Source organism: Lacticaseibacillus salsurivasis (genome assembly GCF_036246225.1).
In the GTDB taxonomy this organism is placed as follows: domain Bacteria; phylum Bacillota; class Bacilli; order Lactobacillales; family Lactobacillaceae; genus Lacticaseibacillus; species Lacticaseibacillus salsurivasis.
This window is the reverse complement of sequence record NZ_BTTP01000002.1, coordinates 1-16,340: the sequence shown is the minus strand read 5'-3', so window position 1 is coordinate 16,340 and position 16,340 is coordinate 1. Positions and strand designations below refer to the sequence as shown.

At 52.3% G+C, this 16,340-nt stretch carries 14 protein-coding genes; 3 read left to right on the top strand and 11 right to left on the bottom strand.

The window, feature by feature from the left end:
• Positions 1–110 precede the first annotated feature (110 nt).
• Positions 111–1,529 carry a glycoside hydrolase family 1 protein gene (locus AAA927_RS02370; RefSeq protein ID WP_338215367.1) on the top strand — a complete coding sequence of 473 codons (1,419 nt, stop codon included), beginning with the start codon at positions 111–113 and terminating at the stop codon, positions 1,527–1,529.
• Between the two features lie 54 nt (positions 1,530–1,583).
• On the opposite strand, the gene AAA927_RS02365 is transcribed toward AAA927_RS02370, so the two are convergent.
• The 7 genes from AAA927_RS02365 to AAA927_RS02335 all read right to left on the bottom strand — a co-directional run bounded on the left by AAA927_RS02365 (position 1,584) and on the right by AAA927_RS02335 (position 7,792).
• Positions 1,584–1,736: a hypothetical protein gene (locus AAA927_RS02365; RefSeq protein ID WP_338215365.1), complete on the bottom strand. Its 153-nt coding sequence runs from the start codon at positions 1,734–1,736 to the stop codon at positions 1,584–1,586.
• Positions 1,737–1,755: 19 nt separating this feature from the next.
• Positions 1,756–2,811: an LptM family lipoprotein gene (locus AAA927_RS02360; protein ID WP_338215362.1), complete on the bottom strand. Its 1,056-nt coding sequence runs from the start codon at positions 2,809–2,811 to the stop codon at positions 1,756–1,758.
• 118 nt (positions 2,812–2,929) lie between these two features.
• The gene (locus AAA927_RS02355) at positions 2,930–4,000 is read right to left on the bottom strand and encodes a hypothetical protein (RefSeq protein WP_338215360.1); all 1,071 of its coding nucleotides are present in this window, start codon (positions 3,998–4,000) and stop codon (positions 2,930–2,932) included.
• A gap of 263 nt (positions 4,001–4,263) precedes the next feature.
• Positions 4,264–5,001 (bottom strand): amino acid ABC transporter ATP-binding protein, encoded by a 738-nt coding sequence (locus tag AAA927_RS02350; RefSeq protein WP_338215358.1) that lies wholly within the window; start codon positions 4,999–5,001, stop codon positions 4,264–4,266.
• Positions 4,998–6,437, bottom strand: a complete 1,440-nt coding sequence (locus tag AAA927_RS02345) for an ABC transporter substrate-binding protein/permease (RefSeq protein WP_338215763.1) — start codon at positions 6,435–6,437, stop codon at positions 4,998–5,000. The genes AAA927_RS02350 and AAA927_RS02345 overlap by 4 nt, the downstream gene beginning before the upstream one ends.
• A 145-nt stretch (positions 6,438–6,582) precedes the next feature.
• Positions 6,583–6,933 carry a helix-turn-helix domain-containing protein gene (locus tag AAA927_RS02340; RefSeq protein ID WP_125583020.1) on the bottom strand — a complete coding sequence of 117 codons (351 nt, stop codon included), beginning with the start codon at positions 6,931–6,933 and terminating at the stop codon, positions 6,583–6,585.
• A 118-nt stretch (positions 6,934–7,051) separates the two neighbouring features.
• Positions 7,052–7,792, bottom strand: a complete 741-nt coding sequence (locus tag AAA927_RS02335) for a LysR family transcriptional regulator (protein ID WP_338215354.1) — start codon at positions 7,790–7,792, stop codon at positions 7,052–7,054.
• Positions 7,793–7,894: 102 nt separating this feature from the next.
• Here AAA927_RS02335 and AAA927_RS02330 point away from each other — a divergent pair, with 102 nt between their 5' ends.
• On the top strand, positions 7,895–8,284 hold the full coding sequence (locus AAA927_RS02330) for a tautomerase family protein (RefSeq protein WP_338215352.1): 390 nt from the start codon (positions 7,895–7,897) through the stop codon (positions 8,282–8,284).
• 55 nt (positions 8,285–8,339) lie between these two features.
• Here the strand turns inward: AAA927_RS02330 and AAA927_RS02325 are convergent, their stop codons facing one another.
• From AAA927_RS02325 to AAA927_RS02310, 4 genes are all read right to left on the bottom strand, one after another.
• Positions 8,340–9,494 (bottom strand): class C sortase, encoded by a 1,155-nt coding sequence (locus AAA927_RS02325; protein WP_338215350.1) that lies wholly within the window; start codon positions 9,492–9,494, stop codon positions 8,340–8,342.
• Between the two features lie 76 nt (positions 9,495–9,570).
• Positions 9,571–11,349 (bottom strand): SpaH/EbpB family LPXTG-anchored major pilin, encoded by a 1,779-nt coding sequence (locus tag AAA927_RS02320; RefSeq protein ID WP_338215348.1) that lies wholly within the window; start codon positions 11,347–11,349, stop codon positions 9,571–9,573.
• Between the two features lie 4 nt (positions 11,350–11,353).
• Entirely contained in the window at positions 11,354–12,403 is a 1,050-nt protein-coding gene (locus AAA927_RS02315) for a SpaA isopeptide-forming pilin-related protein (protein ID WP_338215346.1), read from the bottom strand.
• A complete protein-coding gene (locus AAA927_RS02310; RefSeq protein ID WP_338215344.1) occupies positions 12,400–15,855 on the bottom strand; it encodes a SpaA isopeptide-forming pilin-related protein in 3,456 nt (1,151 codons plus the stop codon). The genes AAA927_RS02315 and AAA927_RS02310 overlap by 4 nt, the downstream gene beginning before the upstream one ends.
• Before the next feature lie 129 nt (positions 15,856–15,984).
• On the opposite strand from AAA927_RS02310, the gene AAA927_RS02305 reads away from it, so the two are divergent.
• Positions 15,985–16,340 (top strand): helix-turn-helix domain-containing protein (locus AAA927_RS02305; protein WP_338215342.1); only part of this gene is annotated, 356 nt, incomplete at its 3' end.

The window sequence follows — 16,340 nt, the reverse complement described above, 5'->3', positions numbered from 1 at the left end:
GTGGAGCCCACCGGCAGCGCCACGGCCCGCCTTTACATCCCTGGCGCTTCGTGCTTGAATGGAGGCGTATTCATTTTGAAGCGCGTCTTGAAGGCGCAGGAGGCAGAACCATGACAGTTTTTCCAAAAGGATTTCTTTGGGGCGGCGCAATTGCTGCTAATCAGGCAGAAGGGGCCTGGCAAGCGGATGGCAAAGGGCCATCGCTGGTGGATGTGACTGAGCATGGCATTGGTAAAAGCGAGCACGATGACACCGTATTGCCTGGGAAATACTATCCTAATCACGAAGCCATCGATTTTTACCACAAGTATCATGAAGACTTACAGGCGATGAGTGAAATGGGTTTCAAATGTTTCCGTACGTCCATCGCCTGGAGCCGGCTGTACCCCACTGGTGAAGAAACCACGCCTAACGAAGCCGGCTTGCGGTACTATGACGACCTGTTCGCGACCATGAAAAAACTCGGCATGGAGCCGGTGGTCACCATTTCCCACTATGAAACGCCGCTGGCCCTGCATGACAAGTATGGCGGCTGGACCAACCGCCACCTGATTGACCTGTATGAGCGGTTCTGCCGCACCATTTTCACTCGCTACGGAGACGTTGTGCATTACTGGATGACGTTCAACGAAATGAACAACACCCACACCATCCCCTACGCCGCTGCGGCGATTGACCTGACCGGCGACACCGACCATCGCACCCAGCAGATTTACCAAGCTGAGCACAATATGTATGTGGCCAACGCCAAAGCCGTTAAGCTGGCGCGCGAACTGATGCCTGGCGCCCACATGGGGATCATGCTTTCCCTCAGCCAGGCCGCCGTTTATCCTGCAACTTGCGCGCCAGAGGATGTCTTCGGCGCGATGCAGATGCAGCGGCGCACTTTCATCTCGGCCGATGTTCAGCTGCGCGGTGCCTATCCGGCCTACGCCAAGCGCATTTTTGCCGAGCATCATTTTGAACTGGAGATGGGCCCGGACGACCTGCAGCTGATTCAAGACTACCCGTCCGAATTCTTAGGCTTCTCTTACTACCGCTCTTCCACCTACGCCGCCGGCACCCCGCTGTATGGCGACACTGGGGGCGCGGTGGGTAAGCCCAACCCTTATCTAAAAGCCACCGATTGGGGTTGGCAGATTGATCCGCTAGGCCTGCGCTGGATGTGCAACCTGGTGCAGGATCGGTACAACTGCCCGATGTTCATTGTTGAAAATGGGCTCGGCATGAAGGATACCGTCAGCGCTGACGGCAGCATTCACGACCCGGCCCGCAGCGAATATCTCAAGGCCCATGTTCAGGCCATCGGCGAGGCCATCAAGGACGGCTGCAACGTCATGGGCTACACCTGGTGGGGCCCAATTGACATTGTGTCCGCTGGCACTGGCCAGATGAGCAAACGCTATGGCTTCGTTTACGTGGACAAAGACGACGCAGGCCATGGCACCTTGGCCCGCAGCAAGAAAGACAGCTTCGAAACTTATCGCCAGATTATTTCTACCAATGGCGACAGTGTCTTCACTGACTAATCGTAGGAATGGGGTATGACGTAACCCCTTCAAAAAAGGACCGAGACTCGGAAATCACGAAGATTTCTTGTCCCGGTCCTTTTTGGTTTGATTGAGAGCCAAGGAAGCGAACAGCCGCTTCGTCACCTTCCCAAGTTCATTGGCGTCGAGCGTTTCGCCGACTTGCAGGCGCAGCAGCAACTCGGCGATGCGGTAGTTACTGTTCATGCTGATGGCTCCAACTTGACTACTCGATCTTGGCCCCATTCTCTTCCATTTTGACCCGAATCGCTTGAAGCATGATCATGTCATCCTCATTCGAATTGCCGGTGAACATCCTTTTCTCCAAGCTGCTCATCGTCTCGGTAAACGGTTCACTATGCCGATATTTTTTGTCGGGATTCTTCGAATTATCAATCTGGTACGTCACGGCGTCAGCCGTCACCCCTTTCAGGTAAGTCGGCATGACATAAATCTGATCCGTCGGCTTGGAGCCTGGACTATAGATCTTGCTGCCATGATCACCCAGAACGAAATTCCAGCTTGGCTCTTCCACAATTGATTCGTAAGCGTAACGAAGGGAAAAACCGGACTGTTTGAGAAACGCCAACACGAAGAAATCATCGTCGGTGGGAATCACTTGCGCCACACCACTGGCGTCATTGCCTTCATCATCCAGAAAGCGTGACTTATCGCGGTAGAAAATGGCGTGGTTCATCGGATCCAGCAGCACCGTGTGCAACTTCTTACCGATTTTCCGTTGGGCCAACGTGTAAAACGTCCCTGCGTCAGCTATGTACCAGTTGTTCCAGAGGTTCAGCCCGGCTTGGCCATTCATGGTGATTTGTTTGGCGGCCACCCAGTTGGCTTGGCGATATTTGTCGCCAGCGGTGAGCGTCGGCCCTCCGACACTGCCCCCATTGCTGGCGGACCGGGCTTCTTGATCTTCTTTGGTGCGCACATCGGGATCGTAAGTCAACTTGGTTTTCCCGTCGTTGTCCATTCCAGTCAGCGTCACCGCGTTTTGCGCAAAGTCCATGATGGTGAGATTGTTGGCATTCGCCGCGTAACCATACCATTTGCCTTGCATCTTCTTGGGAATCGTCACCGCCTTAAAGTCCTTGGCATACTTGGGCTTAGATTCCTTCACTTTGACGATGCTTGACGATTTGGCCACGCTACTACTGCTGGCACTCGCCTTGCTGGCACTCGCCTTGCTGCCGGTCTCCGTGCTACTTTGCCCGCAGCCCACGAGCACCAAAGCTAGCGGAACAGCCGCCAGCCATAACCTCATTTTTTTCATACCCTACTCCTTTGACCCAGTGAATGTTTGACGTCGCCACCTAGCGTATCATCTCAGTCGGTCATAATGTGTCGCGGGCAGCAAAAAAGCCCGCACGCAGCGGGCAGAATCACAGCATTTAGTTGATGGTAACTTCGCGGTCGCCTTCAAGCAAAGCCTTGCCGGTGAAGGGATCATAGATGATGCTGCCGCGAGCGTCGGCGCCGTCATCGAAGTGCCCGCCGCGATATTCAACCACCAACACGCGCACGATGCGAATCGGGTCTTTCACGATGGCTTGATACTGCTTATCCGTGATCATCCGGCGATTGAATTCGGGCACCTGAATGCGGTCCATGATGTACTGGCGGTTGTAGTAGATCTTCGGCGATTGGTTGATGTTGGCGTTCTTGTCGGCGTCGTGCAGCTGATAGGCTTGCGTCACCTTGCTAGCAAGGGTTTGCTTCAGATACGCCGCCGTGGCTTTCGAGCCGACTGTGGCAATATCGTTCAACTCCTCTTCAAACAGCTTCGTCTTCACCTGTTCATTCACCAAGGTCTCCAGCGCCGCGGCGGTAACATCCAAGTTCAACGTCTTGGTCGGCTTGACGACAGCCTGCTTGTCCGAATAGGTGGTCCAGAGGTGCTTGGACTTGTATTTGAACTGACCCAGCCGGAACTGACCGTTGTGCTTGGTGTACTTAATCGAGCCGTCGGTGTCGGCGGCTGGCGCGATGCGCAAGGTGGTGCCCTCGTTGTAGTGGACGGCCACGATGTTGAACTGGCGCTTGATCGTCGCAGCGGTCATCGCCTTTTTCTTGGGCACGATGACGCCTTTGCGCGCCGTCAGGGTGAATTGACCGCTGCTGCCGCCGGCGGTGATGGTGCCGCTTACGGCCTGCTTGCTGTGTTGGCTCACCGTACCGGTGGCACCCGCCACGACAAATTGATTTTTACCTTGGTAGGTCACCGCCTGACCGGAATCCAATTGCACGATGTTGTGCTTAATGGGATAAACCCGGCCATCCGCGAAGTATACCGCCTCATTTTTGGCGGTAAAATCGCTGCCGGTGGCAGTGGCGGTCACCGTCCAGGCCTGCCCTTCCAGCTTCGGCTTGGCTGAGCGCGGCCACAGCATGTATCCCGCCGCTGCGATGATTGCGACCACAACCACGGTCACCCACAGCCACTTAGATTGCATCCATTTCATGATAAGTCCTCCTGAGTTGTCTATTCTTGACGCCTCCTTGAGGATATCAAACCGGTCGGACACCATATGACGCATAATAAAAAAGTCCGCAAATTGCGGCAAAAAATGTCTTTGCGTATGGTCGCTTAAAGCTTAGCACCAGGGAGACCAGGTGCTTTTATGTTATTTAAAAAGGGGCTAGACGATCAACACCAAAAATTCTAGACCCACAAAAAGTCCCAGCCGACATTGAACCGTCAGCTGGGACTTTTGATTCGGATCCGCTAAGCTTGCAGCACCTTCTGTAAAAAGCTCTGGAGCCGTGGACTTTGTGGATGGTCGAAGACTTGCTCTGGCGTCCCGGTTTCGTTGATTTCGCCGCCTTCAAAGAAGACAACGCGGTCAGCCACTTCCTTGGCGAAGCCCATTTCGTGGGTCACAATCACCATGGTCATCCCCTGCGCCGCCAGCTTACGCATGACCTCCAGCACATCGCCCACCATTTCTGGATCCAGCGCCGAAGTTGGCTCGTCAAACAGCATAATGTCAGGCTGCATCGCCAGCGCTCGGGCAATGGCCACACGCTGCTTTTGGCCGCCGGAGAGAGTTTTCGGCATCGCTTCTGCCTTATCGGCTAGGCCCACGGTATCCAGCATTCGCAGCGCCGCCGCATCGGCGTCGGCTTGGTTCATGAGGCCCAACTCCACTGGCGCCAAAGTGACGTTTTTTTGCACCGACATGTTCGGAAACAGGTTGAAATGCTGGAACACCATGCCGATGTTCTCACGCACCTTGTCGATATCCACATGCGGCCGCGCAATGTCGACGCCGTCAATCAGAATTTCGCCTGAAGTGGTGGTTTCCAAGCCGTTCATCATGCGTAGCACCGTGCTTTTGCCAGCGCCGCTGGGACCAATCAGCACCACAACCTCGTTATCCTCAACCTTCAGATTGACGCCGCGGATGACCTCGTTATCCCCGTAGCGCTTGTGCACATCTTTCATTTCAATGCGTGTGGTCATGCTTGCACCTTCCTTTGCACCCAGTTCGATAGCCAAGTCAGTAGCGTAATGATGATCAGATAAATCAGCGCCACCATGGTCCAAATCTTGAAGCCCTGCATGTTGCGGGCGATGATGATTTTCCCGGTTTGAGTCAGCTCAAGCAGGCCCAAAATCGACAGAATCGACGTATCTTTCAGCGTAATAATGAATTGATTGATGAAACTCGGAATCATAATTTTGATGCCTTGCGGTAAAATGACCCGCCGCATCGCTCTGCCCCATGGCAAGCCCAACGACCGTGCGGCTTCCATCTGGCCTTTATCCACCGCGCCAATGCCACCTTTGACAAACGCCGCGGTATACGCGCCTTCATTCAGGGTTAAGGTGATAATCCCAGCGACGAACGCTGGAATCTTAGTGCCAATCACCATCGGCACCCCGGTGTAAATGAACAGGGCTAGCACCATCAGCGGCAAACCGCGGAACAGGTAAATGAAGGTCGTGGCAGTGCCCTGGGCCCAGCGGCTCGGCACCACCCCTAGCAGACCCATCAGCACCCCGACGATCGTGGCACAGATGATACCGACCAACGTCAGCGCCAAGGTTTCCTGCAAGCCGCTCATCAACGTGCCCCAGTTCTGCTTCAGCAAAGTGCCAAAACTGTGGTCCGTACTGCCGGCGGCTTTGGCTTTCTCGGTTTGCTCTTTTTGTGAGCCGTTCCCCAGGTAACGGGTAATGATACGGTCATATTCGCCGGTTTGGCGCAATTTCTTCAGACCGCGATTAAGCGTGGCCAGGAACTCAGGATCGGATTTTTGCACCGCAATGCCGTAGTTATTCGGATCCGCCAGCTTCATCTTGGTGATGCGCAGCGCCAGGCCGGTAGCAATCGCATACTGAATCACCGGTTTATCCTCGAAGCAGGCCGCGGAGTTACCGGCGATGACGTCTTGGTAGACGTTATTGGAATCATCGAAAGTAACCGTCGTAAAGCCGTACTTCTTTTTGATGGAGTTGGCATAAGCGCCGGCCGCGGTGCCGGTTTTGATTGCCACCCGCTTACCGCGCAAATCGGCAAAGCCTTTGATTTTGCTGTTTTTGGCCACCGCCATCACCACGCCAGATTTGAAGTACGGGTCGGAGAAGTTGAACATCTCCTTGCGTTCCTTGGTGATGCTCATGCCAGCCATCACGCCGTCGATTTGGCCGGCTTGCAGCTCCTGCACCGCGCCATTGAAGCTGGTGGCTTTGATGTTCAGCTTGAAGCCTTCTGCTTTGGCAATCGCCTTCAAAATGTCAATATCGATGCCGACTTGCTGGTTGTTCTGGTTGGTAAATTCAAACGGCGCAAACGTGACGTCGGTGCCGACAGTGTAAGTTTTTTCCGCCGCTTGCACCGGTTCTCCTGGCTTGCCCACCACCAGTATGGCCACGATGGCCAATAGCAAACCCATAATCCCCCAACGTTTCACGTTCATCACCACTTTCTATGTCATGTTCAAAGCATAACGGGCGGTGCTGACCCTGTCGAGTGATTATGTCAGATAATCTGACATGTCTCATTTTTAAGGCAAAAGAAAAAGGCGTTGCCGCCTTAGTTTAATCTTTATTCACAATATTACCGACTGACGACTTGGAGATTTTCAGCAGGCTCGCAATTTTCCGGTAGGACATGCCTTGCTGCCACAAGGTGATGACCTGCTTTTGCACCGCAATCGGCACACCGCGATGCGGCTGCGGCGCGGCCGCCTGTTCCAGCGGGATGGCTTTGAGCTCGCAAGCGACGCCTTCCGCTTGATGGGCCACGCGCTGCGCTTCAACTTGGCTGTAGGTAATCCACGTCTTCTTAAGATCCTTGGTCCAACCCGGCAAAAGTAGTAAGTCATCGTCTTCGAGATATTCGCCGTATTCATTGACGACGGTGTATCGTTTCAACTCAACCATTGCCATCCGCTCGCCTCCTTTGCTGATACCTCTATTGTAGCGCATTGCGTCCGGTTTCACACCGGGAATTCAGGCGATCGCCAGGCTCGTTTCACGTGAAACAGAAATTGCCTTTGGCGGTGATTCAGCGCCGCGTCCAGGTCGCATATGGCACTTGATAATGGTGAGCCGGCCAAGCCACCGCCAAGTGGTGCTTAGCGGCCAGATACCGGGGCAATAGCGCCACCCCGCGTCCTGATTCCACCAGCTGCAAAATGCTGGCCCAAGAATCGATTTCTTGCACGCGGCTAAGATCTTGTTTCACGAACTTCAGACTCCGCCGCCGAAAGGGACATAACCGGTCGGCGTTGACCAACACCGGAACGCGTTCAGGAGTGACGCCTTGCGCCTGCAAAAACGCCGCGTCCAGCCGGCCCCGGTCGGTCAGTGCATAATCGACGACATGAAAGGGTGCATAAGTGACGACTGTCGCGGCGGTGCAAGTTGTTAATCCCGCCATCGCGGTGGAACTCATCAAGGTGTAGTGCGCGGCGGCCAGATCGTAACGATTTTGCTGCACCACTAACGCATCAAATAGCAAACTCGACATCAAAATCTCGGGTTTGGCCGCCGCAGGGCGGAGCGCCGTTCGCACTGCCGTCGTCGCCGCCAAGACTTGCTGCGCATACGCCGCAAACTTGTCTCCCGCCGCGGTAGGCACAACGCCCTGCGACGTGCGCGTGAACAGTGGTGCGTCAAACTCAGCCTCGATGGCCTTCAGTCGGGCCGAGATGTTCGACTGTGCAAAGCCCAGACTGAGCGCCGTTTGATTGATGGACCGTAGCTTATAGAGCTGCGCATAGATTTCCAAGTCTTGCAGTTGCATGGCGCACCTCCCTTATCACTGTTTGCGATAAGCATAGCACAATCTCGTCATTCCCAACATCGCGAAGGGCATCTATTCTGAAGCCATAAAGGAGGCAATCATATGCCATATTTACGTGTTCGTATCGCTACCCATGCGACTACTGTCACTGCCGCACAGGTCGCCAGCACTTTGACCGACCTCGCCGTCACCAAACTCGGTAAAAACGCCGCAGCTGCCGCGGTGGATGTGCACTTTAGCGCCCCATCAGACTGGTTCATCGGCGGCCAGGCACTTGCGCCAGACCAGTCGAGTTTCTTTATTGAGATCAAACTCACCGCTGGCACCAACACCCGCGATGAAAAAGCAGCCTTTCTCAAGGCCGCCTACCAAGCCATGACCGAGCTGTTGCCGCATGTGGCCACGACCAGCTATATCGTGTTGCAGGACGTCGGCGCCGATTCTTGGGGGTACGGTGGTGAAACACAGGAATTTCGGTATATTCATGGGTGAAACAAAAAGAGCACTGCCGGCAACTGTCGACGGTGCTCATTTAGTGTCCGGACAACTATCGTTTAATCTCCCAGCGACTGTCAGTATAACTGACCAAGCCCGCCTGATTGCGTTTCGGATAGAAGCGCATCCGCTGCTGCCGCAGCTTGTTCTTACCTACCCGCACCTGCCAGCGCGCTGGCGTCAGCTCCTTAAGCACATAGACGCCGCCTGGTAAATGATCAATAAGCGCTCGTCCATCCTCATCAGTGGTAACCGTCAACTTTTCACCGTGCCGGTAGAGCGGCTTGCCGTTCTTTTTACATAGTTGATAAGTCGCGCCCATCACCGGCCGGCCTTCACCATCAACTCGGTAAAACAGCAAGCGGAAGACATGCCGTCTGAGCAGAAGCAGGTGGATGTGGCGCCCGACCAGGCCGATAATCGCCAGCAAGCCTAAAATCGCCGCGGTCAAAATGCCAATTTCACGCCAATCTTCATTGCGTTCTGAGGTTTTTACCGCCTTGGCAATGGCTGGGGTGTAGGGCACCCGTTTGCCGGTGATCAGCAAGCGATGGGAATTGATCATGTACGGTGTGCATGTCAAAAGCGTAGCCAAATCGCGACCAGGTTCAATCCTCAGCGTTCCGGTGTCTTCGGGCTTAACCACCTGAATGCGGAACACTTTATAGGCCAAGTGCTTCTTAAACACTTTCAGCACGAAAATGTTTCCTTTTTTCACCTTGTTCAAATCGGTGAATAAGCGGCGATCGACCAAGCCACGGTGGCCGGCAATCACGGTATGCGTGTCGGCCCCGCCCAACGGCATCGACGTTCCTGGCACCACAGCCGCGCCCACTGCCAGTGTTTCCTCAACCAACGTTTTGAACAGTGGAACGGTCAGCTTAATGCTCGGTACAGTGACTGTGCCTAACATGTCGCGCTTCATATTCACCTTAGCTGACTTACTGAGGCCGGAAAACGGATCCGCATTCGCGTTAATGCCTTGCTGCCGTAGCTTCTCATTTTCCTTTGCCATCGCCGCTTCTTGCTTGGCGCCATTTTTCGCGTTAATTTTCTCGACTTTGGCCACCCGTGCACGGTCCATCAAATCATTCAGTGGTCCGACATAAAACGGATAAAGGGCCACGCCCGCACCCACGAGCAGCAGCAAAAACGCGATGATTTGCGTGACTAAATAGCGCCTAGGATGTGGCTTTTTCTTCGCCATGTCGAGCCTCCTCCCCAGATGAAAAAACGCCGCGTGGGCGTTTTCTCACTTCATTGATGATTAATCGCAGTAGTGCTTAGACCTCTTCGTGGTGGCTGCCCTTCTTCAAGAACAGGAAACCAGCAATCATCACGGCCATACCGGCAGCGATGATGAGGTAGATCCCCATCCCGCCAGTATGAGGGAGAACACCTTTAGGGGCGTTCTCAATAAGAAGCGGATCAGCCTTGCCATCCGTCATCTTATCTGCATCTTTGTAATATGAAGTAGCCGAAACTTGGAATTCCTTAGCATCTGTTGCTAGCGCATAACCCTTCGGTGCTGCAACTTCAACTGCATGATAGGTTCCGTATTGTAAACCGGTAAATTCAAATGCACCGTCGCCGTCTGAGACGCTCAGGACTGGGGTTGGGTTTTGGGGGATATCGACCTTACTTGAACTAGCAGACACACTTGACTCAGAAGAACTGGAAGCCTGGCTTTCAGACTTTGGATACATCACTGAAACCAGTCCTTCAAGAACTGTTTTCTTCTTATCAGTGACAGTCTCCCCACCAGCATCGGCGTTGATCTTCTGAAGGTCAAGAGCAGCTGCTTTAACTTCTGACGCCACGTACATGTCGCCGTCTTGAACAATGATGTTACCATCTTTATCGGTCAGGACAAAGACGGCATCTTGCAGTTTAGTAGCCGCATCCCCTGTTTTAACCTTAACGAACCGCTTACCACCGACATAAATTGGGGTTTTACCCGTTTCAGTATGCGGCTTGTTGCCATAATCAGTCGTGACTGTGTTATCCAAGCGCTGGACATCAGCTTTCGTGACCACAGCATTATAGGTAATCGTCAAAGTTTTGCCGGCGTACCCGGTGGACTTATCATTCACGACTTCGCCAATCAGAGCTTTCATATTACCGGTTAATGAGAACCCATTAGGCGTAGCTGAGGTCTCATCCGTTGGATAGCCGGCTTTGGTAAACAGCTTATCAGTGACATCAGTACCATTCTCATCGGTGACTTTGACCGTATTCAACTGATCTTCCAGTCCTGCCGATGGTTGATCAAAGACATTAAACTTGGTTCGCTCTGCGATATCGAATGGGATGACTTCTTTAATCGTGTATGAGACCGTGTCACCAAGGCCAGCAGAAGCTTGGCCAGTTTTTGCGTCAAAATAATCTTTTTTGCTTGTTTCACTCAGATCCTTGGTGGTCATGTCATCCTCATAGTTTTTCGGATAGAGATAGACGGCATCACCAGTTTTATCAGTGTCCAAAGGCATCGTCACAATCAATGGAGTAGCTCGATTGACGATTGTCTGCCCTTCGTCCACCGCAGTCTTTTCACCTTCAGCATCAGTCGTGGCCTCAGTCTCAGCGTCGGTGTATTTCGTTTCAACAATCATGTAGGTTTGATATTTACCGTCTTTAAGGTTATCCAGTTTGAAGTTTACCTGGCCTTTATCGTCTGTCACACCCTCTGCAAAGGCGTCACCGTACTTGGAATAATCCCCAGTATCTTTGACTGCGGTCTGAATGGTTGCATCATCACCAGCCGTGTATTGATCGGTAATGTTATAGACCTTAAACGTGACGCCAGGCAGGACTTTCCCGCCCTGTAAATCAGTCACAGACTTGCCTTGGTTATCAAAAACGGAGTCGTTATCTTTGGCCGTCGGGTCAAGTTTGTTCGCGGCTGTTGTATCAAACAACACCTTAGTTACGGTTACGTTCGTCGTGGTCTCTGCTTCCGCTGCCGTCACCACTTGGGCAGTACTCATAATTGCAGAAACGGTCATGGGTAAGACTAGCAGTACGGTCGCAAGTAAATGTTTGAGTTTCTTTCCTGTCATCATTATCCTAATCCCCTTTAGATTTCAATTCTTCTTGATTAATTGTGCGATGCCATAGGAATCCGGCAATAATCATTGTGATCAGTCCGGCTAACAATAAGTTCAAAGTGTCCTCACCAGTTTTCGGTAGCCACAAATGTGACTGTGGCGGCGTAGTGCCACCATCTGGATGGTACGGAATAGTCGTGGTAGGGTTATACACCCGCAAAGCTGAGCGCTTAGCTTCGCTACTGGAGGCATGCCCAGCAAGCAGCGGCTTCAACGGCGCCCCGCGCACGCTAACCATCCCACTTTCAACGACCTGCACGCGGATGGCTTTGGCCGCCTCCGTGATAGTGTAGCCATTCGGCGCCGCCAGTTCAGTGAACTGGTACTCCCCCGGGGCCAGCGCCACATCTGCAAGAACCAGGCCCGTATGATCAGAGGTAAAGCGGCCCACTGCCGCAGTCAAAAGGGGCTGCCTCGTGGCCAGCCAAGTACTCTGTTGCGTCAGGTATTGCCAGCCACCCGCTCGCCAGCGCCGTAGCGCGAAAACTGCCCCGGCCAGTGGTGCTGTTCGACCCGTCACTGAATTCTGACCATATTTGTAGAGATAGGGCGCAGCGCGCGCTGACACGGCTTTTTCCTCTAGCGTCATTGACGCTGAACCAGCAGTGAAGACGATCGGGGCGACCCAGTCACCGCCGCGACGCATGATGGGCAACTGCTGAATCAGCAGGTAAGTTCGCCCTGGTGTTGCGGTAAAAATGGCTTGCTTATCAAGCATCGTGAAGCGGGTAACTGCTTTGAGGTGATGCTGGATCACGTAGGTTTTCGCTTGCTGCTCCGACAAGCCTTGTAAAGTGGCTTGCAAAGTAGCAAGATCGGTGGTGTTTTGCACAACTGGCGTTAAATCATACACCGTCGTTGGCTGACCGCGGGCCGGCGTCTCTACCGCCCCTTGGGTGACGGTGATGGTCACTTGATTGGCCGCCTGTACCGGCTTGATCTCCGCCAGCATTACAGCCGTAAATAAGCCAAGACTGACGATGAGGACCCTAACTAAGGCTTTTTTCATCGGTCCTCACCCTCTCTCTTGTGTTGCAGCCATGCGATCCCCAATAACATCATCGCGACTGCCGCTAGTAATGCACTGAGCAGGAAGGGCTTCAACGGACCGGTGCCACCAGTTCTGGGCAGAATGCCTTTTTTCGGATCTCTGATCTTCAACAACACCGTCCCGGCCTTCTCACTAGGATAATAGCTAACCGTGACATATGTGTTAAAATCACCGTTCAACGTCACAGTAGGTTCTTTATCTGATTTAGAAATATCGATCACTGCATTGCCAGTCAAGCAAGCATAACCAGAAGGTGCCGAAGTCTCATTGACGGTTAGCCTAGTACCTGGTTTGAATCCGACGCTTGAAGTAGCCATCTGATCGGGTTTTAGTACAGTGCTACCTGATGAAGTGGTTAACGTAAAGACCGCCCCAGCCAGTGGTTTGTCAGTATCCGAATCAAGTTTTTGTACGGCAATTTGCCACGGTTTCGCCGCAGATTCATCTTTGAACCGCAGCTCTAAGGCATCTTCTTTTTCTGTGAGCACCACTGGCAATGCCTCAAGGTCGGTATTATTCAGCGGCTGACCATTATCATCAGTCATTCGACCATTGGTGAGACAGATTTGCGTTCCATTTTGCTTATAGCCAACCGGTGCCGCCGTTTCTCGGACCTGATAGACATTATCGGGTTTCATGCCCAATTCTGGCAGCAGACCATCGGCATCAGTGGTATACGTCTTGGACGCATTCAATAATCCCATGAGAAATGTAGCACCAGACAAGGTCTTATTATCATCGTCGGCATCGACCTTAATCACCCGTAGTGGTTTCAGCACGTCTTCTTGGGTGAAATACACCTGATTCGTCGTGCCAGCCGGCTTGGAAAAGCCAACTGGATTAGCCCCATCACTGTTAGCCGCCGCTAAGTCGTACCACCCGCTGTCGGCCGCCGCTGCCGCCTGTGCTTGGGTCAAATCGACCTTACTGAAGGTTTGCGTCTGCCAGGCAAAATGCGGTGTGCCATCTGCGGTCGGGGTTTGCCAACTCGTCGCAATGGTCTCGTGGTTCGTCATGCTGAGTTTGAGTCCATAGATAGTCGGATCCCGCAGGTAACCAGCCGGCGCTTTTGTTTCCTGAATCAGGTAGATACCTTGATGCATCCCCACCAGCGGATTAAGATTATCCGCCGTTGTAGTCGTCGTGGTCTCCGTCCACTGGCTAATTCCCGCCGGCAACGACCAGACCTTGTATTCCGCGCCGGCCAGTTGGTGGGTCGTCCCTTGCGCTAGCTTTGTGATGGTGAAGCCATCTTGCACATTGGTGACAGTCGTGGTCATGTCACCATTGGCCGCATAGCTGATATCGTATATCGGCGTGTAATCAGCTGGCTCATCGACTTCTTTGACCAAATACGCTTGGTTGTCACCATTGGCATCGTTTGTTGGCAGGCCAGAAAACTGATGCTGCCAATCGTTCTGTGCGGATAACGTGACGGGATCTTCGATCGGTTCGAAATTAGTTGCACCGTTACTAGGATTGATTGTGCGACGGTACAGCTGCATTTTGACGGTCGTCGGCCTAGCCGTCTCGGTCGCTTCCAAATCTTGCCATTGCTTTTTAACCGTCACGTTTGTGGTTGCGGCAGGTTTGTTCGGTAAGGTTTTGTTGTTGTTTTTAGACCAGATCTGATAGTCGAAATCCCAGCGGTGGATGGTTCCGCTGCCCACTGTAATTGTTTTAGCAATAATCGAACCAAAAACGTGTCCACCATCTGCTGAAATCGAAGCACTTGGTGCCAAAATTGTGCCTGGGAGATTATCATTCGCAACATTGATCGTGCGATTACCAGTATTGATAAAATTCCAAAGAATTTTATTCGTATTCTTGTTCATGAACTCGTTGTCGACAAAATTAATCGTTTTGTCGAGCGCAACGGCCTTGCCATTCCCACCAGAATTCTCTGGGGCAATCATGTGTACGTTTGGCGCATTAGCTTTGATATCATCTGGTGCGCCAGTAAAATCCACATTGATAATGATTGGTACTGAATTCTTGGCAAAGCTGACATTCAGCAGATATAAAGCGCTGATGGACTTATTGCTGTCAGAAGTGGGTTGGGTGTACATCGCGGTCCACGGAATCGTCAGCACCTTGGCTTCCGGTGACACCGCCGTGGTCAACGTATCGACTTGAGTGGTCGTGCTACTATCACGTCTGTATCCGTTTGGGGCCTGTAATTCATAAAAGCGATACCGCCCAGGAATATTCAAGGAAACATTGATTGATCCGCCGTTGATATCGGCATCACCACCTACAGACCCCGCGAGCGTTGTCATCGCCACAATGTAAGCTGCTTGATCAGTGATGAGATTATGATTGCGGTCAAACAAGTTAAGTACCTTATCGTTCAGCACCAGCTTGCCATTTTGATACTGGGGATTCCCCGTTTTTTCTTTTTCTGCAATGCTCACTTGCGATGCCGTGCGTTGATTGGTCGGATCCGAATCGTCGTCATCCAACTGGTTCACGTCATCTTTACTAGTCGTTTCATTCCAACCGTATAGTTGCGGAAGTCGTCCACCTTTTTGAATCAAATCCCAGACACTGGCCCACCCAGTGGGAATAGCAAAACCTTTTCTGTCATAGCGCACATCCGCTTCATCTTCAGGAAAAGTCGGATATTGAAGCTCGAAAATCGCGCCAGCCAGCGGCTTACCCTCTGAATCGGTTTTCTGAATTTTCATTGCATATGTATCTTCGTAGGTCTGACTGGTGTCACTGGCGTTCATGTTATTCATGTCGTACAGCGTCATGCCGGCGCTGGCTGGTGGCGAGATGCCAAGGTTCGTCAATTGCGAGCCCGTCAGCTGGTTAAACTGATAGCCCCGCTGTGCATATTGTTTGGACAAGCTCCGTAATTTACTCAAGGTACCATCGATATCGATGTAGTCCGGGTTTTGAGAGAGTGTTGTTTTAGCATCGTACGATCTGTCATTAAGGAGCTGGCCGGAGACAGTATTATCTGCTCCGACGACAATTTTAGTTTTTGGTAAGCTGCCGCCGTTGAAATTAGGCGGATCATTTTTATCAGCAAAATGATTGATATAAAACAAATCAATCGCGTTATTCTGGGCATCATGTGGATACAATGGATTAATCCGCGTGCCAACGCTGGTACTGCCGCTCAAAGTATTGGCCGCAAAGTTACCCTCTAACGTGACATGACCAAGGTTTACCGTGTCCCCAAACAACGCAAACCGGCCGGCTTCGAACAGAACATCCTGTTCGGTGCCGGCATTAATTGGGTCTGTGGCGTAGGTTTCGGTACTGACGCTGTCTGCCTTAGCTGGGCTTGGACGCGTTGGTACTAGCTGCAGCGCGGTCAAAAAGACCAACAGTCCCGCGGCAATTCGCGCGAAATGCTTGGTATGAGCGAGATGGCGAATATTACTATTCCAGCTGGCCATACGTAAGCACCCCCCTTTAAACGCAGGACGTTATGCCCACGTTTATTCCTCCGCATACTAAAAGGCCCCCAAAGTTGAAGTGCCCTACAATTGTTAGACAAGAAGTCTAACGATTGTGGGGCATTTCTTGTGACCAAATATAGTAACGAATTAAAGGCAAAAGTGGTTTCTGAATACTTGAAAGGCGGTATTGGTTACAGAGAGCTCAGCGTTCGATATGGTATTCCTTCGCGCGCTAATATTCGAACCTGGGTCAATCAAGCTAAGGCTCATGGTCTCGAATCTCTGAAAGTTAAGCATACAAAAGTTGAATACTCTCAAGCATTCAAGATTGCCGTGGTAGAGTATGTGCATACACATCAAGTAAGTCGTGCGCAAACTGCGGCTCATTTCGGTATCTCTCCCAGCCAGGTTAATTCTTGGTATCGCATCGTCAGAGATCAAGGCGTGGCTGGTTTGCGCTCTACTCACAAAGGGAGACCAGC